Origin of the sequence: Streptosporangium sp. NPDC049078, assembly GCF_040648855.1 — a bacterium.
In the GTDB taxonomy this organism is placed as follows: domain Bacteria; phylum Actinomycetota; class Actinomycetes; order Streptosporangiales; family Streptosporangiaceae; genus Streptosporangium.
Map to the genome: position 1 here is coordinate 257,535 of NZ_JBEZEL010000011.1, position 24,077 is coordinate 281,611.

The window sequence follows — 24,077 nt, forward strand, 5'->3', positions numbered from 1 at the left end:
TGGATTTTCCCGTATGAAGATGTTGACTTATTTGTCAGGCGAATGAGCGCTTTTTAACGATATACGTCTCAGACTTCTGATGTCCGTGGAGGCCCCTCCCGGGGCGTGCCTTTTGCGGGCGTGGCTGCGGGGTGCCCCGGAGCCACCCCCGATGTCAGGATTCTTCCGCCGCCCCGAGTTCCTCTCCCGCGAGGGCCGTCTCCACGGAGGTGGCCAGCGTGAAGTGAGCGAGGAGCCCGGTGACGGCCATCATGTGACGCAGTGTCCGGCTCGCTCCGGCCAGCACCAGGCGGGTCCGCGTCTCCTGGCTCTTGCGCATGACCCACAGCAGCTCCGCGAGCCCGGTGGAGTCACAGAAGGTGAGCCCTTCCAGATCGAGGATGAGCCAGGGCGCGCCCTCGGCTCCCGCCGCCGGGGCGGGGAAGGCCGGTGGCGGGGAGAAAGGCGAGGTCATCGTGGGGGCCGATGACGGCCCGTCCGCCGGTGGCGTGTCCGGGGGGAGGGGAGAGGGCTCCTCGGGGAAGATCGGTGGCGGGCTTCCCGGGGCGGGGGGAGGCGGGCTCCCGGGGAAGAACGGTGAGGGAGGTTCGGGCGACAGCGGTGGAGGCGGGCCCGAGGGGTGCGGATCTTTCGGGGTGAGCGGGCCTTCCGAGAGGAGTGACGTCTCCGCGAGCAGTGGTGTCTCCGGGAGGAGAGGGGACTCCGAAAAGAGTGGTTTCTCCGGGAAGAAGGGGGTTTCCGGGAGGAGTGGTGTCTCGGGGAGGAAGGGCGATCCCGAGAGGAGTGACGCCTCGGGGGAAAGCGGTGTCTCGGGGAGAAGCGGTGCCGGAGGCGCTGGAAGTTCGGAGGGCGCGTCCATCGGTGCCGAGGGTGCCGGCAACCCGGACGGTGCGTCGAGTGACGGGGGCGCCGCGAGTTCGGAGGGCGTGCCGGGTGCCGAGGGTGCCGGCAACCCCGGTGGTGTGTCGAGTAACGAGGGGGCCGCGAGGTCGGACGACGCGTCGGGGGTCTGGGACGCTGGAAGCTCCGATAGTGTGCCGGGTGCCGCGGGCGGTGTAAGCCTGGATGACAGGTTGCCGGTTCCCAGGCTCCAGGCCTGGGTGAGTTCCCTCCGCAAGATCGGCGCGTAGTCATAGTCAAGCTCGCCGATCAGACGGACCACGATGGCGTTTCCGCGTACGTCGGCCAAGATCGAGAGCGTGTTCACACCTTCGGGTGACATGGAAAGACTCCTTAGACCCGCAGTTCACAGGGCGGGCGTTCCCTCCGTCTTACCAGGTATGTGGCCTGGGCGGCCCCGGTAGGAGAATTACACTATAGTTGCACGCTTTCGTCCCATCTGGCGGATGTGGGATGAGTGCCCGACGCCCTGGCCGGTCGGTCCCTCGCTCGGACGGGCGCCTTTCCTCGCGAACTTGACCGGCCCGGATGCGGGTGAGCCGGGGAGGCCGGAAACCGGGTGAGCGGACCGGGGCAGGATGGAAGAGGCCCTGAAGAGGTTTGAAAAACCGGCAGGCCGGTCCCTCGTTCGAGGGACCGGCCTGCCGGCTCGGATAGGGGGACGGCCCGATCAGAGGCCGAGGGGCGTGCCCGATGCGGTCTGGGCCGTCGTCGCGGGCTGAGCCGGGCGGGCGGAGGTGTGAGGTTCCGTACGGGATCGTGCCGCTTCTCCGGGAACCTCCTCCACCTCGGGTGTCCTCGGTGCCGGGCGGCGGCGCATGCCGCGCTCCGACATCGGTCGCGGCCCGATCTCCTTGCCGAAGCCCAGCTGGTGGAGGAGCCATCCCAGCGCACCGCCCAGGATCACAACCCCCGCGCCGATCCAGAAGAAGAGGACGCCGGCGGCCGTCATCGCCACCCCGGAGATCGCGAATCCGATGATGCAGACGATCGAGCCGGTCCAGCCCGCCACGGTGTGTCCCATGTCGTGCTCTTCGTGGATCGCGGCCAATTCCGCGAGGTCTTTCCTGATCCCCACGTCTCCTCCATCGAAAAGCACCGTCCCCGGGGGGTCGCGGCGGATCGCGGGGACGGCGGGCGCTAGGTTGGGTCGGCCCGTACAATTTATCTCACGAGCTAAGCTTCTTAGATAGTAAGGGGGTTTTGTGGTGGAAGGCAAATCCGAAGCCGTCGTCTCGCCGCCGGAGGTCCTCGCCCGGATGGACCAATTGATCGCGTTGAGCCTCGTGGGGCAGCACACGATCGCCGAGCGCCTCGGGGTCAACGTCACGGATCTGACGTGTCTCGGCTTCATCCTCGGTGCGGGAGAGGAGGCGCTCACCGCGGGACGCCTCGCCGAGCTGGCCGGTCTCACCACCGGGGCCGTCACCGGGGTGGTCAACCGCCTGGAGAGCGCGGGCTACGCCCGGCGCGTCGCCGACCCCCGTGACCGCCGCCGCGTCCGGATCGTCCCGGAAGAGAGCTCGGCCGCCCGTGTCGCGACGGCGTACGAGCCCACCTATCGGCGGCTCACCGAGCTTTTCGAGAGCTATGGCCCGGACGAACTGGCCGCCATCTCCGACTGGTTCACGCGTGCCGCCGACGCCATGAGGATCTCTCTGGCCGAGATTCGCGGATCCCTGGCGTCCTGAGGGGAGCGGGTCTCATCCGGCTGCCGACGGGGCGGCCCCGAGTGCCGCCAGCGCGGCAGCCACCGCCGGAGGGCCGAGTGTCGCGGCCGGCACGTCGGCGAACTCCACGGTGCAGTCCGAGAGTCCGCCGATGGCCACGACCGCGCGGGCGCGAGCGGCCAGGTCGGGGTCCGGGCCGAGCAGCAGGGCGATGAGCCGCCGACGCCAGTGGCCCATGCGAGACCCCAGATCGAGGTGGGCCAGGGTGGACAGATCGCGTACCACCATCACGGTCACCTCCCGGTGTCTGAAGGTGATGTCGAAGTAGCCCTGGAGAAGGTCGCGAGGGCTCTGCGGGGCGTTCGCCTCGATGTCGGCCAGGAAGTCGTCCACATCGTCGATCAGCGGCTGGACGATGCTGCGGAGCAGGTCCTCCCGCGAGGTGAAGTGGTAGTAGAGCGCGGGTTTGGTGATCCCGAGCCGGTGGGCGATGTCCCGCAGGCTCGTCTGTTGCACGCCCTTCTCGGCGAACAGTTCTCGTGCGACCGCCTGGATGCGCGCCTTGGTGTCGGACGGCCTCGCCACCTGTTGTTCTCTCCTGTCCTGGCGCCGGGTCTCCCGTACGCGCGGGCGTCCTTGGGCTCGGGCCAAGGGTATCGGCACGGGGAGAGCGACCGGTTCGACGACAGGTGGAGACTTGTGCGGGCCTCCGACGAGTCGCCTCCGCCGGGCCGGCTCCGGGCGATCAAGAACTACTCGCGCGGGCGACGGGCAGGGCACGAGCGGGTGCGTCGACCGGATGATGCTCAGACCTCGTACTCGTCGTGCAGGCGCCACCACATGTAGGGCGAGGTCTGCGGCCGGCCTTCCGGGGAGTCCTCCCAGGTCTCCTGTCGGCCGAACGGTGTCAGGTCGAGGAAGGTCCAGCCGCTGCCGAGCCGCTCGACTCCCCGCCCCGTGGTGAGGTAGGTGCGGTAGACGGTGTCGCCGTCGCGCAGGAAGACGTTCAGCGCGAACCCGTCACCGGCTCCCATGTCGTCGTTGAAGTCGTTGCCCAGCGAGGAGAACCATGGGATCGTCCAGCCCATGCGCTCCTTGAACGGTGTGATCTCGGCCATCGGGCCACGGGAGACCAGCGCCACCGTGGTGTCGCGGGCGTGGAGATGGCTCAGGTGCCCGATGTTGTCGGTGAACATCGAACACCCCGAACAGAAGGTGTCGGCCCCCAGCCACATGAAGCTGTAGACGATGAGCTGGCGCCGTCCCTCGAACAGGTCGAGCAGGCTCGCCTGCCCGTCCGGACCCTCGAACACGTACCCCCCGCCGTTCTCGCCCCCGATCCGGACCATCGGCATCCTGCGTCTTTCGGCGGCGAGCGCGTCCTGCGCGCGGGTGAGCTCCTTCTCCCTCGCCAGCAGCGCTTCCCGCGCGGCCTGCCAATCCTGGGCCGAGACGACCTGAGGACGGTCCATGATGCTCCCCCTCCATTGGGTTCCCTCAAGGAACTAACAGGGGAACGGTAGCAGGAGACCGTTTCCTCAGGGAACCCTCTCGCCTAGACTGCCCCCATGCAGCGAACCCGATTCGGTGATATGGCCTGCTCGATCGCCCGCACGCTGGACGTCATCGGTGAGCCGTGGTCACCGCTGATCCTGCGGAACGTCTACGTGGGCATCAACCGCTTCGACCAGATCCAGCAGAGCCTGGACATCTCCCGCAAGGTGCTCGCCGAGCGGCTCAGGTGGCTGGTCGAGAACGGTGTGCTGGAGCGGCGCGAGTATTCGAGCCGACCGCCTCGCCACGAGTACGCGCTCACGACCAAGGGCCTGGAGCTGTGCGACCTGCTCCTGGTGATGGTGCGCTGGGGCGACCGGTGGACGGCGGGCGAGGCCGGCCCGCCGGTTCTCTACCGCCACCACGCCTGCGGCGAGATCGGCCACGTCGAACTGCGCTGCGCGGTGTGCGACCGGCCGATGAACGCCGCGGATGTCGACGTGCTCCCCGGTCCGGGGGCGGAGCCTCCGGCCACCTCGCCCGACCGGGTGCGCGCGGAACGGTACGGGCACTGAAACGTGCGAGGGCACCGCGAACGGCGTCGCCGTCAGTCGTTCTTGAAGGGGTCGTGCTCGGCCAGCAGCTTGTCCAGCCTGGCCTGGTCGACGCGGCTGACCACGGCGGCCTCCTCGTTCCGGTCCCGGACGCACTTGGCGAGCGTGAAGGTCGAGGTCACCACATAGAGCAGCCCGAGTCCCATGAAGGACCGGACCCAGGTGTTCACCGGCAGGTAGGCGATGCCGATCCCCAGGGCCGCCACCGACAGTCCGAAGGAGATGACGGCCTGCGCGTAGAAAGCGGACGTCGTCGTGTTTTTCACCGGTCGTGTCATGCACATCATCTTCGGGACGATCGGTTCCCGGGTCGTGAGCGCCGCTACTTAGTTACTGGTGAGTACGACAGCTGGAACTCTCGACAGGGGGGGGCTCCGGTTCACGGTGTCGGGCATCCCCCGCGGCCCGCGCCCTCAGCCGCCCGCGAGGCCGAGCGGGCGCGGAATCGGTGGCCGGCGCTCGTCACATCGCGTGGGGTGCGGAATCCGCGGTCAGTGCTCGGCGGTCGCGCGGGCGAGGAAGAGGGTCCGTTCGCGCTCGTTTCCGGTGAGCGCGGCGGCCCGCTCGAACTCCGCGCGCGCCTCGTCGAGGCGGCCCAGCTTCGCGAGCAGATCACCCCGTACCGCCGCCAGCAGCGGATAGTTCCTGAGCGCGCGCTCCGCCACCAGCCCGTCCACGATCTCCAGACCGCGTTCGGGGCCGTACGCCATGTCCACCGCGACGGCGCGGTTCAGCTCCACCACGGGCGAGGGGGCGACGTGGGCGAGCACCCGGTAGAGGGCGGCCATCCGCTCCCAGTCCGTGTCGCCGGGGGACAGCGCGCGGGCGTGGCAGGCGGCGATCGCGGCCTGCAGACCGTACGGGCCGAGTGTGCCGAGCGCCTCGGCTCGGGCGAGCGAGTCCAGCCCGCGGCGGATGAGCAGCCGGTCCCACCGGCCCCGGTCCTGGTCGAGGAGGAGGACCGGCTCGCCGCCGGGGCCCGTCCTGGCGCGCGTGCGGGACGCCTGGATCTCCATCAGGGCGACGAGGCCGTGCACCTCGGACTCCTCGGGCATGAGACCCGCCAGGATCCGGCCCAGGCGCAGCGCCTCCTCGCAGAGCGAGGGGCGCATCCAGTCGTCACCGGCGGTCGCCGAGTATCCCTCGTTGAAGACGAGGTAGACGACCTCCAGGACCGACGAGAGCCGGTCGCCCAGCTCGGCCGGGGTGGGCATCTCGATCCGTACCCGCCTGTCGGCGAGGACGCGCTTGGCCCGGAAGATCCTCTGCCCGACGGTCGGCTCGGGCACCAGGAAGGCGCGGGCGATCTCCTCCGTCGTCAGGCCGCCGAGCAGGCGGAGGGTGAGCGCCACTCGCCCTTCCGTGGACAGTACGGGATGGCAGGCCGTGAAGAGGAGACGCAGCACGTCGTCGCCGATGTGGTCGTCGAGGGCGTCGTCCAGCTCGGCCTCCGCCGACTCCTGGCGGATCTCCATGTCCCGGCCGACCTCTTCGAGCTTGCGCTCGTACCGGTTCCTGCGGCGCAGCAGGTCGATCGCCCGGTGCTTGGCGGTGAGCATGAGCCAGGCGCCGGGATTGTCGGGCACACCGGCCGTGGGCCACTGCTCCAGCGCGATGACCAGGGCGTCCTGTGCGAGCTCCTCCGCCAGGCCGACATCGTGCACCATCCGGGCGAGTCCCGCGATCACCCTCGCGGATTCGATCCGCCAGACCGCCTCGATGACCCGGTGGGGATCTCCAACCGTCATGCCCCCGATCCAACCACCTCGTCCGACGCCCCGGTGAGAGTCCTCTCGTGGAAACTCTCACCGGGGCGTCGTCGAGGACGGTCTCACGCGGGGGCGGCGAAGTCCTCGGGGCCGAAGACGCGGTGGATGTCGGCCTCGCCCTCCCAGCCCTCCCAGTGGTCGCGGTGGAGCTTCATGAAGCGGGAGGCCCACTCGACGGCCTCCTCCTTGGACCGGACCTGGTAGAGGGCGTAACTGATCAGTTCCTTCGCCTCGGCGAACGGACCGTCCGTGACGCTTATCCTGCCTTCGGTGAGCTCGACCCGCGCCCCCTCGACGCTCGGAGCCAGCCCGCCGTTGTCGAGCAACACGCCCGCTCCGGTGCCCTCCTCGCCGAGCTTCATGATCGCCTCCATCAGCTCGGCGGGCGGCGGGGTGTCGGGCCGGTGGGTGACCTTGAGGGTGATCATGTATCGCATCGTGTCTCTCCTTGATCTTGTTTTCGAACGGGACGGCCGGTTCTCGTGTTCCTCCGGCCTTTGACCACGCTTCGAACGAGCACGGACCGATTCGACACGGCGGCCGGATTTTCTTTCAAGATTTTTTCTGACCCCGGGCCGCCTGTGGATCTCGGACGTGGCGAGGGGGGATCACCCGGTGGGTCTCGAACTTCGCACCGCCGGGGTGGCGTGGGATGATTTCCCCATCATGCCCGCGACGTTGCCCTTCCGCCTCGCCCGCGCGGCCGCCTTCGCCGCGGTCTGCCTGGGGCTGAGCGTGCTGGCGCACGTCCTGGCGGGAGGCTCGGTCTCCGTGCCGAGCGCGGCCGCCGCGCTGGCTCTCGCCTTCCTCTCGGCCTTCGCGGTCTCAGGGCGCGAACGGACGCTCGCGGTGATCCTGCCGCTGCTGGCGGGCGTGCAGGCGGGGGTGCACGTGATGTTCTCCCTCGCGCACGCCGCGTCCCCCGCCGAGATGGCCCAGATGATCGGGCACGTCCACTCGGGGCTGCTGCCCGGCCTGGGCATGCTGGTGGCGCACGGCTGGGCCGTCGGGCTCACCGCTCTGTGGCTGGCGCGCGGCGAGGCGGTGCTCTGGGAGTTGCTGCGACGGCTCGGTGTCCGGCTGTGCCGGGTGCTCGTCGCGGTCGTGACCCCGGCGTACACGTCCTTCCTCACCGCGGGCGCGATCGAGCCGGGAGCCCTGCGCTCCGCCGTGCTGCGCCACGTCGTCAGCCGGCGCGGCCCACCCCGGATCGTCACCGCCACCTTCGGCTGACCGGCTGACCGCTCTGGGTCATCCGGGCACCTGACCCGTTCCCAACCGCCGTACGCACCGTACGCGCGGTCCTGCGCCGACGCGGCCTTCCCGGCTGCTCGGCGGACCTGTACCAGCGTGACAATCCCGGCCGCGTGTCCGGCATGGCCCTATCGAGGCGGCGTTCGGCCGCGGCCTGCCGATCCGGCCAGAAGAAAGGCGTCAACGTGCCTGCTCGTCGTATCACCCGTGCCGGAACCACTGGATTCCCCCGTAACGGAGTTCGCCGGACCACCCCCGCGGGACTTCTGGTCGCGGTCGCGATGGTCCTGGGCGGATGTGGTTCCCAGGGCGTCCAGGAACCGGCCGCCGCCCCCGGCACCGCCGCGCCCGCCGCCGCCCCCTCCGCGGCCGCCTCCGTGCTGACGGTCACCGATCCGTGGGTGAAGACCACGAAGAAGGGGATGAGTGCCGCGTTCGGCACCCTGGTCAACAACACCGACGCCGAGGTGACGATCGTCTCCGGCGTCTCGCCGATCTCACCGGTGATCGAGTTGCACGAGGTCGTCGACTCCAAGGGAAAGATGATCATGCGTCCCAAGGAGGGCGGGATCGTGATCCCTCCGAAGGGCACCCACCAGCTCCAGCCCGGTGGTGACCACATCATGCTGATGGGCGTCACCGAAGCGGTGAGGCCCGGCGCGCAGATCCCCTTCACCCTCACCCTCAAGGACGGCCGGACCGTGGAGTTCACCGCGGTCGGCAAGGACTTCGCCGGAGGCAAGGAGGACTACCAGCCCGGCATGGACATGGGAGGAGACAAGGCCGACAAGGGCGACGGCGACATGCACATGGGCGAGAGCGACGGCTGAGCGGGAAACGGAGAAGAGCCCATGCCAGAACCCCGACTCAGCCGCAGGGGACTGCTCGCGGGAGGCGCCGCCACCGCGGTCGGCGCCCTCGCCGCGTGCGCCCCCGACCAGGCTGTCCCCTCAGTCGCCCCCCAGGCCGGACTCCCGGCCGATTCCCGGACCGGCCCCCGGGTCGTTCCGGCGTCCGGAGGCCCCGAAGGCCCCGAAGGCTCCGCGGGTGCCGCGACGGAGCCCTTCGACGGCCTCCACCAGGCAGGGATCGCGACGGCGCCCCAGACGTACGGGGTGTTCGTCGGACTGGACCTGCGGCCGGAGGTCGACCGTGAGGCGCTCGCGCGGATGATGCGGCTGCTCACCGACGACGCCCGGCGGCTCACCCAGGGCAGGCCCGCCCTGGCCGACACCGAACCTGAGCTGGCCGTACTGCCCGCCCGGCTCACCGTGACCTTCGGGTTCGGCCCCGGCTTCCTCACGGCGGCCGGGCTGACCGGCCGCGCTCCGGAGGCGGCGGCGCCGCTGCCCGCCTTCGCGATCGACAAGCTCAGGAAGGAGTGGAGCGGCGGGGACCTGCTGCTGCAGATCTGCGCCGACGACGCACTCACCCTGGCCCACGCCCTGCGCATGGTCGTCAAGGACGCCCGTTCCTTCGCGAAGGTCCGCTGGATCCAGCGGGGTTTCCGGCGCGGCGCCTACACCCAGCCCGCCGGGCTGACCCAGCGCAACGTGATGGGCCAGCTGGACGGGACCGTCAACCCCGTACCCGGCACTGCCGAGTTCGACCGGGCGGTGTGGGTGAGCGACGGCCCGGAGTGGCTGCGCGGCGGCACCACGCTGGTGCTGCGGCGCATCCGGGCGGAGATGGAGACCTGGGACGCCGTCGACCGGGTCGGCAAGGAGTTCACCGTGGGCCGCCGCCTGGACAACGGCGCCCCGCTCACCGGGCGCGACGAGCACGACGAGGCCGACTTCGAGAAGCTCAACGCGATCGGCTTCCCCGTCATCTCCGAGCAGGCCCATATCCGCCGGGCCCATGTCGCCGACCCGAACCTGCGGATCTTCCGCAGGGTCTACAACTACGACGAGGGGCTCACCTCGGAAGGACACGCCGACTCCGGGCTGCTGTTCGCCTCCTACCAGGCCGACGTCTCCCGGCAGTTCCTGCCGATCCAGCGCAGGCTGGCCGAGGCCGACCTGCTCAACGAGTGGACGACCCCGATCGGCTCGGCCGTCTTCGCCGTCCCGCCGGGCTGCTCACCGAACGGCTGGATCGGGGACGGTCTTCTCACCTGACAGGGGGCGCGGCACGTCCGTGACGGGCGAAGGGCGTCGCTCTCGGGGAGTCGCGGTACGTCCGTGACGAGCGGGTGTCCACGGCTCTCCGGGAGAGCCCTCCTTCGGCGAGCCGCCGTACGTCCTCAGGGGCGTACGGCGGCCTGGTGGGATCACGCTTCCGGCCGGGCGGAGAACCACGCCACCCACCGTCGTTGCCAGGGGGTTTCGACCGCGCGGCGGTGATAGTGCGCGCGCGTCCACTCGACGGCCTCCCGAGGGGGCAGGCCGGTGAGGGTCGCGAGGCAGGCCATGACGGTGCCGGTCCTGCCGACCCCGCCGTCGCAGGCGACCTCGACGGCGAGTCCCGATCGCGCCTGGTCGCGCAGGTGGACGATGGAGCGGGCGGCCGCGTGCCGGTCCACGGGCAGCAGGAAGTCCGGCCAGCGGATCCATTCGTGTGGCCATGACAGATCGCTCTGGTGGCGCTGCCGGAGGCGCGCGGAGCCGAGGTAGAGCGCGAAGTCGGGGGCCGGGCCGGTGGGGGCGGCGTTCCGCAGCCCTCGGCCGCGCACCCAGGTTCCGTCGGGGAGTTGGACCGCGCCGGTCAGTGGTGCCGTCATGAGGCGATTGTGGCTCACCGCCACACGCTCGCTCACTTGGTTCAGCTATCGGCGATCATCCGTGACGACGAGGGCCGGCCTCTCCCGGCAGGGATCGCCGGAAGCGAGGGCCACCGGAAACGAGCCGCCCGGCCGAAGAACCGGCCCTACCGGACCGATCTCGTACAGGTGGTTGTCGTCGGCACGTCGGCCCGCCGTGGTCGGCCACGAGGGCGAGGAACTCCCCGGCACCGATCGCCCTTACTTCACGCCGTAAAAGCTGTAAAGAGCCGCCGTTAACGAATATCGGCGCAGATCTTCACGGAGATCTGTCTCGGCGTCACAGGATATTTCGCCTCATTGTTAGGCCGTGGCGGCGTCCCGCCGCGAGAGGTATCCCCCGGACAAAGGCAGAGTCCATGGTCAAGCGCGCCCTCGCAACCGTCTCCCTCTCCTTCGCCGTACTACTCGGATTAACCCTGCCCGCCTACGCGGTGACGTTGCAGCAAAAACTCGCCGCACTTTCCAATTTCAGTCAGCCTACGGCGGCGAGCGCCGCGAGCTGGGTTTCCGCCTGGCAGAACCAGGGAAGCTGGGCGGACTACAACTTCGACTGGTCGACCGACCTGTGTTCGGCCAGCCCCGACCAGCCGCTCGGCTTCGACTTCAGAATGTCGTGCCGACGCCACGACTTCGGCTACCGCAACTACAAGGCGGTGAGCCAGTTCCCGGCGAACAAGGCGCGCATCGACGACGCGTTCTACTTCGACATGAGGCAGGTCTGCGCGGGATATTCCACCATTCCCAGGGGCACCTGCAACAGCCTCGCCTGGACCTACTACCAGGCGGTCAAGGAATTCGGCACCCTCAACGTCACCCAGGCGCAGATCGAGCGGATCCGGCAGAGTGCGGAAAGGGCCACCCCGACGGGGGAGCAGGCCGCTCCGACCGGCGAGCAGGCCGCTTCGACCGCGGAGATGTGAACCATCCCGCTCCCCCGCGGCGGCGGAATCGCCGCCACCCGCTGAAAACCCACTGGAGAAGAGAAGAGCGGCGGGCCGATGGGAGACCGGCCCGCCGCTCTGCTTCAGCTCCGCTCCCCGTCGGCGGTGGTGATCGTTCCGCCGGGGTTCCCGGCGAGCGCGCGGCCGATGACCAGGCGCTGGATCTGGTTGGTGCCCTCGAAGATCTGCATGACCTTCGCCTCGCGCATGTAGCGCTCGACCGGGAAGTCCCGGGTGTAGCCGTAGCCGCCGAGGACCTGAACGGCGTCGGTGGTGACCTTCATGGCGTTGTCGGTGGCGACCATCTTGGCGATGGAGGCCTCCCGGCTGAACGGGAGCCCTCGGTCCTTCAGACGCGCGGCGTGCAGCGTCGTCGCGCGGGCGCTCTGGACGGCCGCCTCCATGTCGGCGAGCAGGAACGCGAGGCCCTGGTGCTCGATGATCGGCTTGCCGAAGGTCTGCCGCTCCTTCGCGTACGCCACGGCCTGGTCGAGCGCCCCCTGGGCCAGCCCGGTGGCGACCGCCGCGATGCCCAGCCGGCCGGAGTCGAGGCCGGCCAGTGCGATCTTGAGGCCGTCGCCCTCCGCGCCGATCCTGCGCCCGGCGGGAACGCGGACGTGGTCCAGGCGTATGGTCGCGGTCGCCGATCCGGTCAGGCCCATCTTGCGCTCGGGCGGGTCGGCGCTCAGGCCCTCGGCGTCGGCGGGGACGAGGAAGCAGGAGATGCCCTTGCGGTCGTCGGAGGTCCGCGCCATCACCTGGTAGAAGTCGGCGTGCCCGCCGTGGGTCGTCCACGCCTTCGCGCCGTCGAGCACGTAGTCGTCGCCGTCCCGTACGGCGCGGGTGCTCATCGCGGCGGGATCGGAGCCCGCGTGCGCCTCGCTCAGGCTGTACGCGCCGAGCAGGTCGCCGCCGAGCATGTCCGGCAGCCACTCTCGCCGCTGTTCCTCGGTGCCGAACCTGACGAGCCCGAAGCACGACAGGGCGTGCACGCTCACGCCGACACCGACGCTCGACCAGACCGCCGCGATCTCCTCGAGCACCTGCAGGTACACCTCGTACGGCTGACCCGCGCCACCGTACTCCTCGGGGTAGGGGAGACCGAGGAGGCCGACGGCGCCGAGGGTCCTGAAGACCTCGCGAGGGAACTCCTCGTCGGCCTCGGCCTGGGCGGCCCTGGGCAGGAGTTCCTTGGCGGCGAGGTCTCGGACGAGGGTGATCAGGTCGGCGCTCTCGCTGGTGGGCATGACACGTGACGCGGGCATGTGATCCTCCAGAAACCGATATGAGTACCACGGTATCAGTTTCGGTACTCTGCCGTAGAGTCGGCCTCATGCCGATTCCGGGGAAGGCTCGCATGCGCCGCGAGGAGACGCTGGTCCAGCTTCGAGAGCTGTTCCTGAGTGAGGGATTCTCCTCGTTCGGCATCGGGGACCTGGCGGAACGGCTGAGGTGTTCGAGAACCACCCTGTACGCCGTGGCGCCGAGCAAGGAACAGATCGTCGTCGCGGCCGTGCGCTCGTTCTTCAAGCACACGGCGGAACGCATCGAGGCCCGGGTCGCGGCCTCCGACGACCCGGCGCGACGACTGGTGATCTATCTGGAGGCCGTCGCCTCGGAGCTCCAACCTGCCTCGGCCAGGTTCTTCGCCGACGTGGCCGACTTCGGCCCGGCCAACGACGTGTATCAGGAGAACACCCGGTACGCGGCCAGGCGGGTACAGGCCCTGGTGACCGAGGGAGTGCGGGCGGGTGCGCTGCGCCCGGTGCACGCGTCGTTCGTGGGGGCCGTCGCGGCCGAGATCATGGGCGCGATCCAGCGCGGGACCATCCAGTCGAGCACCGGCCTCGACGCCGCCGAGGCGTACCGGCAACTCGCCGACCTGGTCATGACCGGCCTGACCGATCCGAAGGAGAGAACGACGACCTGACCGCCGACGGTCGGCTCCCGGTTCGGTCCCCACTCGGTTCGATTCCCGCGCGGAGAAGGGGAGCTCGTCAGTGGCGTTTGCGGGCGGTGAGCAGGAGATACTCCCATTCCATCACCGTTTTCTCCTCCCCCTGGAGATGGCCGCGTGCCAGTTCGGTGAGAGCCTGGTCCAGGGCGGCGGCCCGGTCGGGATCCCCGGCCAGCCCTCGGTAGACGGCGATGGTCGGGCCGTAGTTGGCCTTGAAGTAGTCGACGAACGCGCCGGGGTGAGCGAACCGGTCGATCGTGACCGTCCGCCGGCGCGTGACGACGTCGGTGACCGCGTCGCCGAGCAGCGCGCGGACGTGATCCTCGTCGCCCCACAGCGGAGGGGGCTGTGCGCCGGGCGGGGGCGGGGGCGCGTACGGCTTCATCGCCGCGAACATCTGACCGATGAACCCCTGCGGCGTCCAGTTGAGCAGGCCGATCGTGCCGCCCGGGCGGCAGACCCGGATCAGCTCGCCCGCACTGGCCCGGTGGTCGGGAGAGAACATGACCCCGACACAGGACATGACCGTGTCGAACTCGCCGTCGGCGTACGGCAGGGCCTCCGCGTCGGCCTGCCGCCACTCGACCGCCGCGCCGCGCCGCGTCGCCAGGGCGCGTCCGGCCTCCAGGAGTTCCGGGGTGAGGTCGCCGGCCACCACGCTCGCCCCGGCGAGCGCCGCGGGAATGGCGGCGTTCCCCGATCCGGCGGCCACGTCCAGCACACGGTCGCCGCGTCCCACCCCGCAGGCCTCGACCAGGATCGCGCCCAGATCGGGGATGATCTCGGCGGCGACCGCGGGATAGTCACCCAGCGCCCACATGTCGCGGTGCCTGGCCTTCAGGGCACGGTCGGCCTCTGTCGGGTCGTTCTGTGGCGTCATCGCACTGCTCCCTCGTCGTGATCCGCGGTGGACTGGAATCGACGGTAGGGAGTGCTGGATTCGCCATCCAGTACACGATCTGTACCGCCGTCCGGTGCTGTCCCCGCCGCCCCCCGTCGTCGCCCCCTGGCGTTCGTGACGGCTGAATCTAGACTCCGAGGTATGGGCTCCTCGTATCACCAGTTCTGCCCGGTCGCCAAGGCCGTCGAACTGCTCGACGAACGATGGACGCTGCTCGTCATCCGGGAACTGGTGTGCGGGACCGAGCGTTTCAACGAGCTGCGCCGCGGCCTGCCGCGCATGTCCCCCACGCTGCTTTCCCGACGGCTGCACCAGCTCACCCGCGCCGGCATCGTGGAGAGGCACGTCAAGAACAACGACGTGCGCTACGTTCTCACCCCGGCCGGCCACGAACTGCGACCGGTGGTCGAGGCGCTCGCCGCATGGGGCATCCGCTGGATCGGTGAGCTGGGCGACGAGGACCTCGACCCGAAGCTGCTGCTGTGGGACATGCACCGCAACGTCGACCGGAGCGTCGTTCCCGACGGGCGGACGGTCATCGAGTTCCGCTTCCCGGACGTTCCGCCCAAAAGTCGGCGCTGGTGGATTGTGATCACAAGTGACGAGGTGGACGTCTGCGACACGGACCCCGGCCACGCCGTGACCGTGACGGTGACCGCCGGTGTGCGCAGCATGGTCGAGGTCTGGCGCGGCGAGCTGAGCTGGCCGGACGCGCTGCGCCTGCACGAGGTCGAGGTGCAGGGGCCGGAGGCGCTGCGCCGCGCCGTGCCCCGGTGGTTCACCCTTCCCGCGTGGGCCTCCGTGCCCCGGCCCGTCTAGCGTCCGCTCGTCGAGGCCGTGTCGCGGCCCTTCGTATCCACCTAGGATCGTCGGCGCAGGTGGGACGCCGGGAAGAAGCCCCGATCGAGGCGAGAGGTCGTGCGATGAGCGGCAGAGTGACCGGGGGCGCGAGAACGGCCCCGACGGACGGGGCGCCCCGGACCTCCGAGGCGGACCGCCCCCAGCTCAGCGACGCGGCCGCCTCCTACATCCGCAGCATGATCATGTCGGGCCGGTGGCGTCCTGGCCACTCGGTCCGGCCGGAGGCGGTGGGCCAGGCGCTGGGCATCTCCGCGACGCCGGCCCGCGAGGCGCTGCACGTGCTCCGGGTGGAGGGCTTCCTGCAGTTGCTGCCCCGGCGCGGCTTCCAGGTCGCGCCGCTCACCGGTCAGGACGTCCGCGACCTGTTCGAGGCGCACGCGCTGATCTCGGGCGAGCTCGCGGCCCGCGCCGCGGTACGGGCGACGCCGGAGGATCTGGCCGAGTTGGAAGCGCTGCACCACGAGCTGCTGGCCGCTGCGCACCGCAAGGACCTGACTCTGCTTGAGGAGAGGAACCACGCCTTTCACCGGCACATCAACCTGGTGGCGGGCGCCAGAAAGATCACCTGGGTGCTCGGCCTGACCGGCCGCTACATTCCCACCCGCTTCTACTCCGCGATCGAGGGCTGGCCCGAGGCGACCCTGCACGACCACGCCGGGATCCTGGCGGGGCTGCGGGCCGGGGACGCGGAGGCCGCGCGCAGGGCGATGCACGATCACATCGTGAACTCCGGCGACCTGCTGGCCAGGCAGTTCGATCGGCAGGCCGCGGACGATGAGACCCCGTCAGGGACCTCATAGGATATTTTCTCTCCGTTCACGCCCTCGGTCATGAATCGGCTGATCAGAAGGCATACCCGAGTAAAACCTGATCACCCTGATGCCCTAGAGTAAAACTCTATATTTTATATTGATCAACCGAGGGGGAGCCGTGCTGCCGCTGACCGGGATCACCGTCGTGACGTTGGAACACGCGGTCGCCGCGCCGTTCGCGACCCGCCAGCTCGCCGATCTCGGCGCCCGCGTGATCAAGATCGAGCGACCGGGCTCCGGCGACTTCGCCCGTCGCTACGACGAGTCGGTGCACGGCCAGTCCAGCTACTTCGTCTGGCTGAACCGCTCGAAGGAGTCGGTCACCCTGGACGTGAAGTCCCCGCACGGCAGGGAGATCCTGCACGAGCTGGTGGACCGGGCCGACGTGCTCGTCCAGAACCTCGGCCCCGGCGCCGCCGACCGGCTCGGGCTCGCCGCCGCCGCCGTCAGGGAGCGGGACCCACGCAAGATCGTGCTCGGCATCACCGGGTGGGGCGGTGACGGACCGTGGGCCGGGCGCAAGGCGTACGACCTGCTGGTCCAGTGCGAGGCCGGGCTGGTCTCGCTGACCGGGTCGGCGGACGAGCCCGCCAGGGTCGGCGTCTCGGTGGCCGACATCGCCGCCGGGATGTACGGCTTCGGCGCGGTGCTGACGGCCCTGTACCAGCGGCAGGTCACCGGGCGGGGGGCCACGCTGGAGGTGTCGCTGTTCGAGGCGCTCGCCGAGTGGATGGGGCAGCCCGCCAACTACACCGCGGGCAGCGGGCGCCAGCAGCCGCGTGCCGGTGCCCGGCACGCCACCATCGCCCCGTACGGACCGTTCACCGCCCGCGACGGGCGGACCGTGCTGCTCTCCATCCAGAACGAGGCCGAGTGGATCCGGTTCTGCGCGGTGTTCCTCAAGGATCCCGAGCTCGCGACCGACCCGCGTTTCGCCACCAACACGCTGCGGGTGGCCGACCGGGACGCGCTGGAGGCCATCGTCGACGCGCGTTTCGCCGAGCTGGACGGCGCCGACGCCGCCGAACTGCTCGACCAGGCCGGGGTCGCGAACGCCGGGGTGAACACGGTGGCCGACTTCCTGGACCACCCGGTGCTGCGCGAGCGTGACCGATGGCGGGACGTCGGCACACCCGGTGGCCCCATCCGGGCACTGTTGCCGCCGATCTCCCTGGACGGGGCCGAGCCGCGGATGGACCCGGTGCCCGAGCTGGGGCGGCACACGGCCGACGTACTGGCCGAGCTGGGCCGCTCGCCGGAGGAGATCGCCGACCTCGCCGCCCGGTCCGTCATCTGACCCTCGCCCGGCCGGGCGAGGACGAGGGCGTGACGCGGTCGACGACGCGCACGCGCGAGGGCGCGGGACGTTCGAGCAGCCGATCCGGCCGTACGGGGACAGGGGCGGGGTAACGCCGCCCGATCCGGTGGCGCACGGCCGGTTAACGTTCCGTCCGTACGGTCGGCGGCATGGCTGAAGCATTCATCATCGACGCCGTCCGCACTCCGGTGAGCAGGCGCGGCGGGCCGCTGAGCACGATCCATCCGGCAGACCTGGGAGCGCACGCCATCCGCGCGTTGATCGAGCGAGCAGGGGTGGACCCCGCGCTCGTCGACGACGTGGTGTTCGGCAACGTGGACTCGGTCGGCCCGCAGTCCTTCGACATCGCCCGCACCTGCTGGCTGGCGGCGGGCTTCCCGGCCCACGTGCCGGGGGTCACCGTCGACCGGCAGTGCGGCTCGGCGCAGCAGGCCGTGCACTTCGCCGCCCAGGCCGTGATGAGCGGCACGATGGACCTGGTCGTGGCCGGCGGCGTACAGAACATGAGCATGGTGCCGCTGATGTCGGCGGCCGACTCCGGCAGGGCACTCGGGTTCGAGGACCCGTTCTCCACCTCCGAGGGGTGGACGAGCCGGTTCGGGAAGGGGGAGGTGAGCCAGTTCCGGGGCGCCGAGATGATGGCGACACACTGGGACATCTCGCGCGACGAAATGGAGCGGTTCGCGGTCGAGTCGCACACCCGTGCGCTGCGCGCGAACGCCGAGAGGCTGTTCGAGCCGGAGATCGCGCCGCTGGGCGGCCTGTCCGCCGACAACGGCCCGCGCGAGCCCGACTGGGAGAAGATCAGGTCGCTGCCCACCCTGCTGCCCGACGGCCGGATCACCGCCGCCTGCGCCAGCCAGATCAGCGACGGCTCGGCCGCCCTGCTGATCGCCGGGGAGCGCGCGGTGAGGCATCTGGGGCTGACACCGCGGGCGCGCGTCCACCACATGACGGTGATGGGCGACGACCCGCTGATGATGCTCTCCGCGCCGATCCCGGCGACCAGGCGGGCACTGGAGCGGACCGGGCTCACCCCTGACGACATCGACACCGTGGAGATCAACGAGGCGTTCGCGCCGGTGGTGCTCGCCTGGCTGAAGGAGACCGGGTTCGACCCGGCCAAGGTGAATCCGGACGGCGGGGCGATCGCGCTCGGCCACCCGCTCGGGGCGACCGGCGCGCGGCTGATGACGACGATGCTCAACCGGCTGGAGCGTACGGGCGGCAGGTACGGGCTGCAGACGATGTGCGAGGGCGGCGGCCAGGCGAACGTCACGATCATCGAGCGACTGTAGAGAGAGCCCCGGTGGTCCGGGCCGGGGGAGGCCGGACCACCGGGACGTCGGAAAGACGGGAAAGCCTCAGGCCAGGTAGGTCTCCAGCAGGCTGTTCTCGTCCATGTCCTCGCTGCGCCCGGACGCCACGATGTCCCCGACCACCATCACGTACGCCCGGTCGGCCACCTCCAGCGCGAGGCCCACGTTCTGTTCCGCCACCAGCACCGCGGTGCCGGTGGCGACCACCCGGTGCAGCGCGTCCAGCACGTCGCCCACGATGCGCGGGGCGAGCCCCATCGACGGCTCGTCGATCATGAGCAGCCGCGGGCGGGCCATCAGCCCGCGCGCGATCGCGAGCATCTGCTGCTCGCCGCCGGACAGCACACCGCCGAGGGAGTCGATCCGCCGTCCCAGCACCGGGAACAGTTCGATCATCTCGTCCATCCGCTCGCCGGCCTCGGAGCCGGGCAGCCGGCTGCCGCCCATGAGCAGGTTGTCCTTCACGGTGAGGGGGGACAGGATCGCCCGGCCCTCGGGCACGTGGCTGACGCCCAGCCGGGCGACCCGGTAGGCGGCGCGGCGCCCGGTCGCCCTGCCGTCGATCGTCACGGTCCCGGCCGTCGGCCGTACCAGACCGGAGATCGTGCGCAGCAGGGTCGTCTTGCCCGCGCCGTTCGGCCCGACCAGGGCCACGGCCTCGCCCGCACCGACCTCCAGGCTCACCCCGTGCAGCGCTTCGACGGCGCCGTAACGGGTGACCAGGGAATCAACGACCAGCATCCGGTGCCTCCACGGTGTCCGCTGTGCGACGTTCCTTGACGCCGAGGTAGGCCGTCTTGACCCGCTCGTCCTGCCACACCTCGTGCGGGCCGGCCTCGGTGAGCACGCTGCCCCAGTCCAGGACGACGACCCGGTGGCAGACCTCGGTGACCAGCCGCACGTTGTGGTCGACGAGCAGCACGGTCACGCCCTCGTCATTGATCATCTGGATGAGCCGTCCGATGTCGTCGGACTCGGCCCGGTTCATTCCGGCGGTCGGCTCGTCGAGCAGCAGCAGCCGAGGCTCGGTGGCCATCGCCCTGGCGATCTCGACCCGTCGCCGCATGCCGTAGGAGAGCTCGGCCACGTCCACGTCGATCACCGAGGTGAGGCCGACCCGGTCGATCAGCCGCCGCGCCACCTCGTGCTGCTCGGCCTCCTCACGTCTGCGCACCCGGCCGAGCTGCCAGCGGCGGCCCTTGAAGGACAGATGCCGGCCGATCAGCACGTTCTCCAGGACGGTGCTCTCGTCGAAGAGCTTCAGGTTCTGGTAGGTGCGGGCGATGCCCGCGGCGGCGAGCCGGTGCGGGCGCAGGTCGGCGAGATCGGACCCGGCGAGGGTGATCCGCCCGGCGGTGGGCTTCAGGTAGCCGCTGATCAGGTTGACCACCGTGGTCTTACCCGCGCCGTTGGGACCGATCAGGCCGTAGATGGCGCCCTCTCCCACGGAGAACGAGACGTCGTTCACGGCCTTCATGCCGCCGAAATGCTTGCTGACTCCGGACAACTCCAGCAGCGCGGTCATCGGCTCGCCACCTTCTCGGCAGGATCTTGGACGGTGGGCGCGGGCTGGTCCCGTCTGCCGCGCCAGCGGCGCCGCAGGCCCCGGTAGAGCGAGCGGTCGGACAGGCCGTTCGGCGCGACCAGCAGGATCACGACGAGCAGTACGCCGTAGATGACGTCCTCCCAGTTGGAACCCGCGAAGTGCAGCGAGTCGCGCAGGATCGTGAGCCCCCAGGTGACCAGGATCGGCCCCGCCCAGTGCCCGTTGCCGCCCACCAGCACGTAGGTGAACACGATGACCAGCGTGGCGAAGCCGTACTGGTCGGGGCTGATCACCGTGGTGCGGTGCGCCTCCAGGGCACCCGCGCACCCGGCGACGGCGGCGGCCGCGGTGAAGCTCACGAACCGGACGCGGAACACGTTCACCCCCATGCCCTCCGCGGTGCGCTCGTCCAGCCGTACCGCCTTGGCGGCCCGGCCGAAGTAGGAGCGGTGGCTGAGCTCAAGCAGTACGAACGCCACCAGCAGCGCGACGACCAGGTGCTCGGTCCTGACCTCGACCGGGATGCCGGCGATGCCGTTCGGACCGTTGGTGTAGTCGTTGATCCGGATCAGCACCACGATGGCCTGGGCGAGGGCCAGGCTGCCCAGGGCCATGTAGATGCCGCGCAACCGCAGCACCGGCGGGGCGAACAGCGCGCCGATCATGCCCGCCAGCACCGTGGCGGCGAGCAGGCCGATCGCGAACGGCAGCTCGGACTTGGTCGCGATGAGGGCCGCGGTGTAGCCGCCGACCGCGGCGAACCCCATCGGGGCGAGCGACATGATGCCGACCCGGAACGTGATGTGCACGCTGATCACGAGCAGGGTGAGGATGAGCGCGGTGTCCAGCCGGAACAGCTGGAGCGGTTCGAGCCACTCAAACACGGGCGGCCTCCTTCTTGCCGAAGAACCCGGACGGCCGCGCGACCAGCATCGCGAGGATGACGGCGAACGCGATGATCTCCCTGAACGAGCTGGAGACGTAGGTGGTGGCGTAGACCTCGACCACGCCGAGGACGAGACCGCCGATGATCGCGCCCTTCACCGAGCCCATGCCGCCGAGGATGATCACCGCGAAGGCGATGAGCAGCAGCCCGTCGCCGGACGAGTACGACACCTGCGCCGCCGACGCGGCGACGAAGATGCCCGCCACCGCGGCGAGCGCGCCGGCGACGAAGAAACAGATCGAGAAGACGAGCTGGCTGTTCACACCGAGCAGCTCGGCGGTCTCCCGGTCGTGGGCCACCGCGCGGACGGACCGGCCGGACTTGGTCCGGTTCAGCCAGTACGCGAGGCCCACCATCGCCACCACCGCGATCACGAACATGACCACCTGGAGCCGGGGCACGTTCTGGCCGGCGAACTCGAAGGCGCCGACCGGGAAACCCTGCCGGGGGAACGCCTCGGTCTGCGCGTCTGTGTAGGTGCGCAGCACCGTGGTGAGCACCAGCGAGACGCCGATCGTCGCGACCACGAAGGAGAACTCCGGTGCCTTGCGACCGCGCAGCGGTGCGAGGACGACCAGGTCGATCAGCACCGACAGCACACCGGCCGCCACCATGCCCACCAGGATCGCGACCGGTACGGGGACGCCCAGGCGCAGCGAGGCCAGGGCGGCGAAGGTGCCCCAGGTCAGGATCTGCGCGTGGGCGAAGTTGAGGAGGTTGAGAACACCCCAGACCAGGGTGACGCCCACGCCCAACAGGGCGTAGGTACTCCCCAAGGCCAAGCCGTTAATGGTCTGTTGCACACCGTCCTCCGTTCCCTCTCGTGGCCCCGGCCCTGGCTGTCCGCGGTGTGACGAGATCGGGGCCAGCGTTGCGTTTCCTCGTTAACACCGGCGTTACGTGGGCGGGAGAGCCCGGCGGGGGTATGGTCGCGGCCGTTATCGGTGTCCCGCGCGGGGCGGCGGCGCCGGTCATCCGCGCCCGCTCCCGGCCGGGGGTGCGGAGGGGCCGGAGAACTCCATCAGGTTCAGCAGCGTCCCGTCGGGGTCGAGGATGGTGACCACGCGCCGCTCGCGGCCCGGCATGGGGACGAGCGTGACCGGCCCGCCGACCACGGGGATGCCGTGCTCGGTGATCCAGGCCATCGTGGTGTCCATGTCCTCGACCCGCAGCCCCAGGCGGGCGAGCCCCGCGTCCTTGGCCGTGCGCGGCGCCGGTGCGCCGCCGTCGTCGGTGAAGTGCAGCAGGTCCAGATAGGTGTCGGTGTCCCGGGAGCTCCAGCTGAGCAGGGCCGCCTTGCAGCGGACCGGCCCGGTGACGTCCAGGATCGTACGGAAGTCGTCTCCGGCGTCGAACTCGAACGGCTGCCCGAGGATCCGGGCGCCGAGCAGGCGGGTGTAGAAGTCGAGCGATCGGTCGAAGTCGCTGCAGACCACGTTGGCGTGGACGAGGTGGTCGATTTTGAAGGTCATCGCGAGGTTTCCTCCGGGATGGGCGGCAGGGGCGATGGGCGAGGGTGATGGGCGGCGGGGGTGATGGGTGGTGGGGGCGATGGGTGGTGGGGCACCCGCCGACGACGACGCCCCGGCACACCGTGGTGCGGCGTGCCGGGGCGGCGGGTCGGTCTGGGCGGTCGGGTCGGTCGGGGCGTCAGGGCGGGTGGCGCGGGTCAGGCCTTGCAGCCGGGGGACTTCTGCTCGTCGAACAGGGTGATCTTGCTGTCCACGATCTGGAGCTTGGTGCCCTTGACGTCGGCGGCCCGGTTCTGGGTGAAGCCGATCTTGCCGAACGGGGTGTCGAGGTCGCTCAGGGCCGCCAGCGCGTCCCGGACGGCCTTCTTGTCGTTGCTGCCGGCGTTCTTGAAGGCGTGCGCCATCGACCACAGCGACGCGTAACCGGCCGCCTCGAAGACGGTGGCGGAGCGCTGCGCGCCGTTCTGCTTCCAGTAATCCAGGAAGTGGCTGTTGTTGCCCTCACTGCTCTGGCCGTTCCAGGCCGTCACGTACACGAAGCACTGCATGGCCTCGCCGGCCTGCTCCATGGTGGCGTCGCTGACGTCCGGCGCCATGAACACCTGCTTGTCGAAGCCGATCTCGTCGAGCTGCAGGTAGATCGTGCTCATCATGCCGGGCAGCGGCATGGTGACCAGCACGTCGGGGTTCAGCTGCTTGAGCTTGGTCAGCTGGGCGCGCACGTCGGTGTCGGTGCCGACGAAGGTCTCGGTGCCCAGGGTCTGGAGACCGGCCTGCTCCAGTGCCTCCTGGCGCTTGCCGATGACGTTCTTGGCCGCCTCGGAGTCGCTCTGGTACAGGTACGCCGCGGTCTTGAGGTCGCCGAACGCGGCGGCGAACTCCTTGTCGGCCGGGGGCATCACGTTGGCCATGTCGGGATAGAGGCGGAACATGTAGTCGCCGATCTCGGTGACGCCGCCCGAGGAGAGGCCGACCGCCATGGTCGGGATGCCGTTCTGCTGCAGCTGCGGTCCCGCGGCGAGGAACGACGGGGTGAGGGTGAAGCCGACGACCGCGTCGACCTGGTCGGAGGCGAGCTTGAGCACCGCCTGCACGGCCTCCTGCTTGTCCGCCTTCGTGTCGATCTCCACCAGCTCGATCTTCGAGCTGCCCAGGAAACCGGTGTCGTTGATCTCCTTGGTCGCGAGTCGTACGCCGTCGCGCTCGCTGGTCCCCACACCGGCGATGCCCGCGGCGCCGCTGACGTCCAGCGGAACACCGATCTTGATGGTGGCGGGCAGGCCGCCCGACTGCGCGGTGCTTCCCTCGTCACCGCCGGAGCCGCACGCCGTCGCCAGCATGGCTATCCCGAGAACAGCTATTCCGAGTTTGCTCTTTCGCATGTGAACCTCTCATATCGCCGGCTCCGCTGCGGGGAGCCACCTGGGACGTGACGGCGAAGCGCCGGCAGGACCAGATACTGCGGAGGTCTCGTTAACGTGCGCGTTACGTTGGGCGGGCGGAGTCGCGGGGTCACAGACGGCAACGGTCGAATCAGGA

At 70.1% G+C, this 24,077-nt stretch carries 27 protein-coding genes; 11 read left to right on the plus strand and 16 right to left on the minus strand.

What is annotated here, in order from left to right; all coding sequences use genetic code 11:
• Positions 1 to 154: 154 nt before the first annotated feature.
• Together AB0B90_RS20765 and AB0B90_RS20770 are read right to left on the minus strand one after the other, a co-directional pair.
• A complete protein-coding gene (locus AB0B90_RS20765; protein WP_350942904.1) occupies positions 155 to 454 on the minus strand; it encodes an STAS domain-containing protein in 300 nt (99 codons plus the stop codon).
• 1,116 nt (positions 455 to 1,570) lie between these two features.
• A complete protein-coding gene (locus tag AB0B90_RS20770; RefSeq protein WP_350942905.1) occupies positions 1,571 to 1,978 on the minus strand; it encodes an HGxxPAAW family protein in 408 nt (135 codons plus the stop codon).
• Between the two features lie 130 nt (positions 1,979 to 2,108).
• Here AB0B90_RS20770 and AB0B90_RS20775 point away from each other — a divergent pair, with 130 nt between their 5' ends.
• Positions 2,109 to 2,591 (plus strand): MarR family transcriptional regulator, encoded by a 483-nt coding sequence (locus AB0B90_RS20775; RefSeq protein WP_362924120.1) that lies wholly within the window; start codon positions 2,109 to 2,111, stop codon positions 2,589 to 2,591.
• 12 nt (positions 2,592 to 2,603) lie between these two features.
• Here the strand turns inward: AB0B90_RS20775 and AB0B90_RS20780 are convergent, their stop codons facing one another.
• Together AB0B90_RS20780 and AB0B90_RS20785 are read right to left on the minus strand one after the other, a co-directional pair.
• Positions 2,604 to 3,155 carry a TetR/AcrR family transcriptional regulator gene (locus AB0B90_RS20780; RefSeq protein WP_350942908.1) on the minus strand — a complete coding sequence of 184 codons (552 nt, stop codon included), beginning with the start codon at positions 3,153 to 3,155 and terminating at the stop codon, positions 2,604 to 2,606.
• 221 nt (positions 3,156 to 3,376) lie between these two features.
• Positions 3,377 to 4,042, minus strand: coding sequence for a DUF899 domain-containing protein (locus AB0B90_RS20785; protein WP_362924122.1), 666 nt, complete (start codon positions 4,040 to 4,042; stop codon positions 3,377 to 3,379).
• A 96-nt stretch (positions 4,043 to 4,138) separates the two neighbouring features.
• Between AB0B90_RS20785 and AB0B90_RS20790 the strand changes: the two genes are divergently transcribed.
• Entirely contained in the window at positions 4,139 to 4,639 is a 501-nt protein-coding gene (locus tag AB0B90_RS20790) for a helix-turn-helix domain-containing protein (protein WP_350942911.1), read from the plus strand.
• A 32-nt stretch (positions 4,640 to 4,671) separates the two neighbouring features.
• On the opposite strand, the gene AB0B90_RS20795 is transcribed toward AB0B90_RS20790, so the two are convergent.
• The 3 genes from AB0B90_RS20795 to AB0B90_RS20805 form a co-directional block, all read right to left on the minus strand.
• Positions 4,672 to 4,956: a YiaA/YiaB family inner membrane protein gene (locus AB0B90_RS20795; RefSeq protein WP_350942913.1), complete on the minus strand. Its 285-nt coding sequence runs from the start codon at positions 4,954 to 4,956 to the stop codon at positions 4,672 to 4,674.
• Between the two features lie 213 nt (positions 4,957 to 5,169).
• A complete protein-coding gene (locus AB0B90_RS20800) occupies positions 5,170 to 6,426 on the minus strand; it encodes an RNA polymerase sigma factor (protein WP_350942914.1) in 1,257 nt (418 codons plus the stop codon).
• A gap of 83 nt (positions 6,427 to 6,509) precedes the next feature.
• Positions 6,510 to 6,884 (minus strand): YciI family protein, encoded by a 375-nt coding sequence (locus AB0B90_RS20805; protein ID WP_350942916.1) that lies wholly within the window; start codon positions 6,882 to 6,884, stop codon positions 6,510 to 6,512.
• Positions 6,885 to 7,062: 178 nt separating this feature from the next.
• Here AB0B90_RS20805 and AB0B90_RS20810 point away from each other — a divergent pair, with 178 nt between their 5' ends.
• From AB0B90_RS20810 to AB0B90_RS20820, 3 genes are all read left to right on the plus strand, one after another.
• The gene (locus tag AB0B90_RS20810; protein ID WP_362924125.1) at positions 7,063 to 7,680 is read left to right on the plus strand and encodes an MFS transporter; all 618 of its coding nucleotides are present in this window, start codon (positions 7,063 to 7,065) and stop codon (positions 7,678 to 7,680) included.
• A 206-nt stretch (positions 7,681 to 7,886) separates the two neighbouring features.
• Positions 7,887 to 8,531 (plus strand): copper chaperone PCu(A)C, encoded by a 645-nt coding sequence (locus AB0B90_RS20815; protein WP_362924127.1) that lies wholly within the window; start codon positions 7,887 to 7,889, stop codon positions 8,529 to 8,531.
• Positions 8,532 to 8,552: 21 nt separating this feature from the next.
• On the plus strand, positions 8,553 to 9,821 hold the full coding sequence (locus tag AB0B90_RS20820; RefSeq protein WP_362924129.1) for a Dyp-type peroxidase: 1,269 nt from the start codon (positions 8,553 to 8,555) through the stop codon (positions 9,819 to 9,821).
• Between the two features lie 152 nt (positions 9,822 to 9,973).
• Here the strand turns inward: AB0B90_RS20820 and AB0B90_RS20825 are convergent, their stop codons facing one another.
• Complete coding sequence (locus AB0B90_RS20825) at positions 9,974 to 10,423, minus strand: protein-tyrosine phosphatase family protein (RefSeq protein WP_350942920.1); 450 nt, start codon at positions 10,421 to 10,423, stop codon at positions 9,974 to 9,976.
• 398 nt (positions 10,424 to 10,821) lie between these two features.
• Between AB0B90_RS20825 and AB0B90_RS20830 the strand changes: the two genes are divergently transcribed.
• Positions 10,822 to 11,385 carry a phospholipase gene (locus tag AB0B90_RS20830; protein WP_350942921.1) on the plus strand — a complete coding sequence of 188 codons (564 nt, stop codon included), beginning with the start codon at positions 10,822 to 10,824 and terminating at the stop codon, positions 11,383 to 11,385.
• A gap of 104 nt (positions 11,386 to 11,489) precedes the next feature.
• On the opposite strand, the gene AB0B90_RS20835 is transcribed toward AB0B90_RS20830, so the two are convergent.
• On the minus strand, positions 11,490 to 12,671 hold the full coding sequence (locus tag AB0B90_RS20835) for an acyl-CoA dehydrogenase family protein (RefSeq protein ID WP_362896543.1): 1,182 nt from the start codon (positions 12,669 to 12,671) through the stop codon (positions 11,490 to 11,492).
• A 68-nt stretch (positions 12,672 to 12,739) separates the two neighbouring features.
• Here AB0B90_RS20835 and AB0B90_RS20840 point away from each other — a divergent pair, with 68 nt between their 5' ends.
• Positions 12,740 to 13,336, plus strand: coding sequence for a TetR/AcrR family transcriptional regulator (locus AB0B90_RS20840; RefSeq protein WP_350942923.1), 597 nt, complete (start codon positions 12,740 to 12,742; stop codon positions 13,334 to 13,336).
• Between the two features lie 67 nt (positions 13,337 to 13,403).
• Here AB0B90_RS20840 and AB0B90_RS20845 read toward each other — a convergent pair whose 3' ends face one another.
• Positions 13,404 to 14,243 (minus strand): class I SAM-dependent methyltransferase, encoded by an 840-nt coding sequence (locus tag AB0B90_RS20845; RefSeq protein WP_350942924.1) that lies wholly within the window; start codon positions 14,241 to 14,243, stop codon positions 13,404 to 13,406.
• Positions 14,244 to 14,405: 162 nt separating this feature from the next.
• Between AB0B90_RS20845 and AB0B90_RS20850 the strand changes: the two genes are divergently transcribed.
• The 4 genes from AB0B90_RS20850 (at position 14,406) to AB0B90_RS20865 (ending at position 18,553) form a co-directional block, all read left to right on the plus strand.
• Positions 14,406 to 15,083: a helix-turn-helix domain-containing protein gene (locus AB0B90_RS20850; RefSeq protein ID WP_350942925.1), complete on the plus strand. Its 678-nt coding sequence runs from the start codon at positions 14,406 to 14,408 to the stop codon at positions 15,081 to 15,083.
• Positions 15,084 to 15,187: 104 nt separating this feature from the next.
• Positions 15,188 to 15,925 carry a GntR family transcriptional regulator gene (locus AB0B90_RS20855; RefSeq protein WP_350942926.1) on the plus strand — a complete coding sequence of 246 codons (738 nt, stop codon included), beginning with the start codon at positions 15,188 to 15,190 and terminating at the stop codon, positions 15,923 to 15,925.
• A gap of 130 nt (positions 15,926 to 16,055) precedes the next feature.
• On the plus strand, positions 16,056 to 17,234 hold the full coding sequence (locus AB0B90_RS20860) for a CaiB/BaiF CoA-transferase family protein (protein ID WP_350942927.1): 1,179 nt from the start codon (positions 16,056 to 16,058) through the stop codon (positions 17,232 to 17,234).
• A gap of 170 nt (positions 17,235 to 17,404) precedes the next feature.
• Entirely contained in the window at positions 17,405 to 18,553 is a 1,149-nt protein-coding gene (locus AB0B90_RS20865; protein WP_350942929.1) for an acetyl-CoA C-acetyltransferase, read from the plus strand.
• Positions 18,554 to 18,619: 66 nt separating this feature from the next.
• Here AB0B90_RS20865 and AB0B90_RS20870 read toward each other — a convergent pair whose 3' ends face one another.
• The 6 genes from AB0B90_RS20870 to AB0B90_RS20895 form a co-directional block, all read right to left on the minus strand.
• Complete coding sequence (locus tag AB0B90_RS20870; protein WP_350942931.1) at positions 18,620 to 19,315, minus strand: ABC transporter ATP-binding protein; 696 nt, start codon at positions 19,313 to 19,315, stop codon at positions 18,620 to 18,622.
• Positions 19,302 to 20,099 carry an ABC transporter ATP-binding protein gene (locus tag AB0B90_RS20875; protein ID WP_350942932.1) on the minus strand — a complete coding sequence of 266 codons (798 nt, stop codon included), beginning with the start codon at positions 20,097 to 20,099 and terminating at the stop codon, positions 19,302 to 19,304. Before AB0B90_RS20875 ends, AB0B90_RS20870 begins: the two co-directional genes overlap by 14 nt.
• Complete coding sequence (locus AB0B90_RS20880) at positions 20,096 to 21,004, minus strand: branched-chain amino acid ABC transporter permease (protein WP_350942933.1); 909 nt, start codon at positions 21,002 to 21,004, stop codon at positions 20,096 to 20,098. Before AB0B90_RS20880 ends, AB0B90_RS20875 begins: the two co-directional genes overlap by 4 nt.
• The gene (locus AB0B90_RS20885) at positions 20,997 to 21,848 is read right to left on the minus strand and encodes a branched-chain amino acid ABC transporter permease (RefSeq protein ID WP_350942934.1); all 852 of its coding nucleotides are present in this window, start codon (positions 21,846 to 21,848) and stop codon (positions 20,997 to 20,999) included. The genes AB0B90_RS20880 and AB0B90_RS20885 overlap by 8 nt, the downstream gene beginning before the upstream one ends.
• A gap of 189 nt (positions 21,849 to 22,037) precedes the next feature.
• Positions 22,038 to 22,538 carry a VOC family protein gene (locus tag AB0B90_RS20890; protein WP_350942935.1) on the minus strand — a complete coding sequence of 167 codons (501 nt, stop codon included), beginning with the start codon at positions 22,536 to 22,538 and terminating at the stop codon, positions 22,038 to 22,040.
• Between the two features lie 197 nt (positions 22,539 to 22,735).
• On the minus strand, positions 22,736 to 23,920 hold the full coding sequence (locus AB0B90_RS20895; protein ID WP_350942937.1) for an ABC transporter substrate-binding protein: 1,185 nt from the start codon (positions 23,918 to 23,920) through the stop codon (positions 22,736 to 22,738).
• Positions 23,921 to 24,077: the final 157 nt, after the last annotated feature.

Coding starts and splice junctions, on each gene's coding strand:
- AB0B90_RS20800 (WP_350942914.1), bottom strand. CDS start 6,426: ATGACGGTTGGAGATCCCCACCGGGTCATCGAGGCGGTCTGGCGGATC.
- AB0B90_RS20830 (WP_350942921.1), top strand. CDS start 10,822: ATGGTCAAGCGCGCCCTCGCAACCGTCTCCCTCTCCTTCGCCGTACTA.
- AB0B90_RS20835 (WP_362896543.1), bottom strand. CDS start 12,671: ATGCCCGCGTCACGTGTCATGCCCACCAGCGAGAGCGCCGACCTGATC.
- AB0B90_RS20870 (WP_350942931.1), bottom strand. CDS start 19,315: ATGCTGGTCGTTGATTCCCTGGTCACCCGTTACGGCGCCGTCGAAGCG.
- AB0B90_RS20765 (WP_350942904.1), bottom strand. CDS start 454: ATGACCTCGCCTTTCTCCCCGCCACCGGCCTTCCCCGCCCCGGCGGCG.
- AB0B90_RS20790 (WP_350942911.1), top strand. CDS start 4,139: ATGCAGCGAACCCGATTCGGTGATATGGCCTGCTCGATCGCCCGCACG.
- AB0B90_RS20850 (WP_350942925.1), top strand. CDS start 14,406: ATGGGCTCCTCGTATCACCAGTTCTGCCCGGTCGCCAAGGCCGTCGAA.
- AB0B90_RS20785 (WP_362924122.1), bottom strand. CDS start 4,042: ATGGACCGTCCTCAGGTCGTCTCGGCCCAGGATTGGCAGGCCGCGCGG.
- AB0B90_RS20890 (WP_350942935.1), bottom strand. CDS start 22,538: ATGACCTTCAAAATCGACCACCTCGTCCACGCCAACGTGGTCTGCAGC.
- AB0B90_RS20825 (WP_350942920.1), bottom strand. CDS start 10,423: ATGACGGCACCACTGACCGGCGCGGTCCAACTCCCCGACGGAACCTGG.
- AB0B90_RS20895 (WP_350942937.1), bottom strand. CDS start 23,920: ATGCGAAAGAGCAAACTCGGAATAGCTGTTCTCGGGATAGCCATGCTG.
- AB0B90_RS20865 (WP_350942929.1), top strand. CDS start 17,405: ATGGCTGAAGCATTCATCATCGACGCCGTCCGCACTCCGGTGAGCAGG.
- AB0B90_RS20875 (WP_350942932.1), bottom strand. CDS start 20,099: ATGACCGCGCTGCTGGAGTTGTCCGGAGTCAGCAAGCATTTCGGCGGC.
- AB0B90_RS20805 (WP_350942916.1), bottom strand. CDS start 6,884: ATGCGATACATGATCACCCTCAAGGTCACCCACCGGCCCGACACCCCG.
- AB0B90_RS20840 (WP_350942923.1), top strand. CDS start 12,740: ATGCCGATTCCGGGGAAGGCTCGCATGCGCCGCGAGGAGACGCTGGTC.
- AB0B90_RS20820 (WP_362924129.1), top strand. CDS start 8,553: ATGCCAGAACCCCGACTCAGCCGCAGGGGACTGCTCGCGGGAGGCGCC.
- AB0B90_RS20845 (WP_350942924.1), bottom strand. CDS start 14,243: ATGACGCCACAGAACGACCCGACAGAGGCCGACCGTGCCCTGAAGGCC.
- AB0B90_RS20795 (WP_350942913.1), bottom strand. CDS start 4,956: ATGACACGACCGGTGAAAAACACGACGACGTCCGCTTTCTACGCGCAG.
- AB0B90_RS20855 (WP_350942926.1), top strand. CDS start 15,188: ATGAGCGGCAGAGTGACCGGGGGCGCGAGAACGGCCCCGACGGACGGG.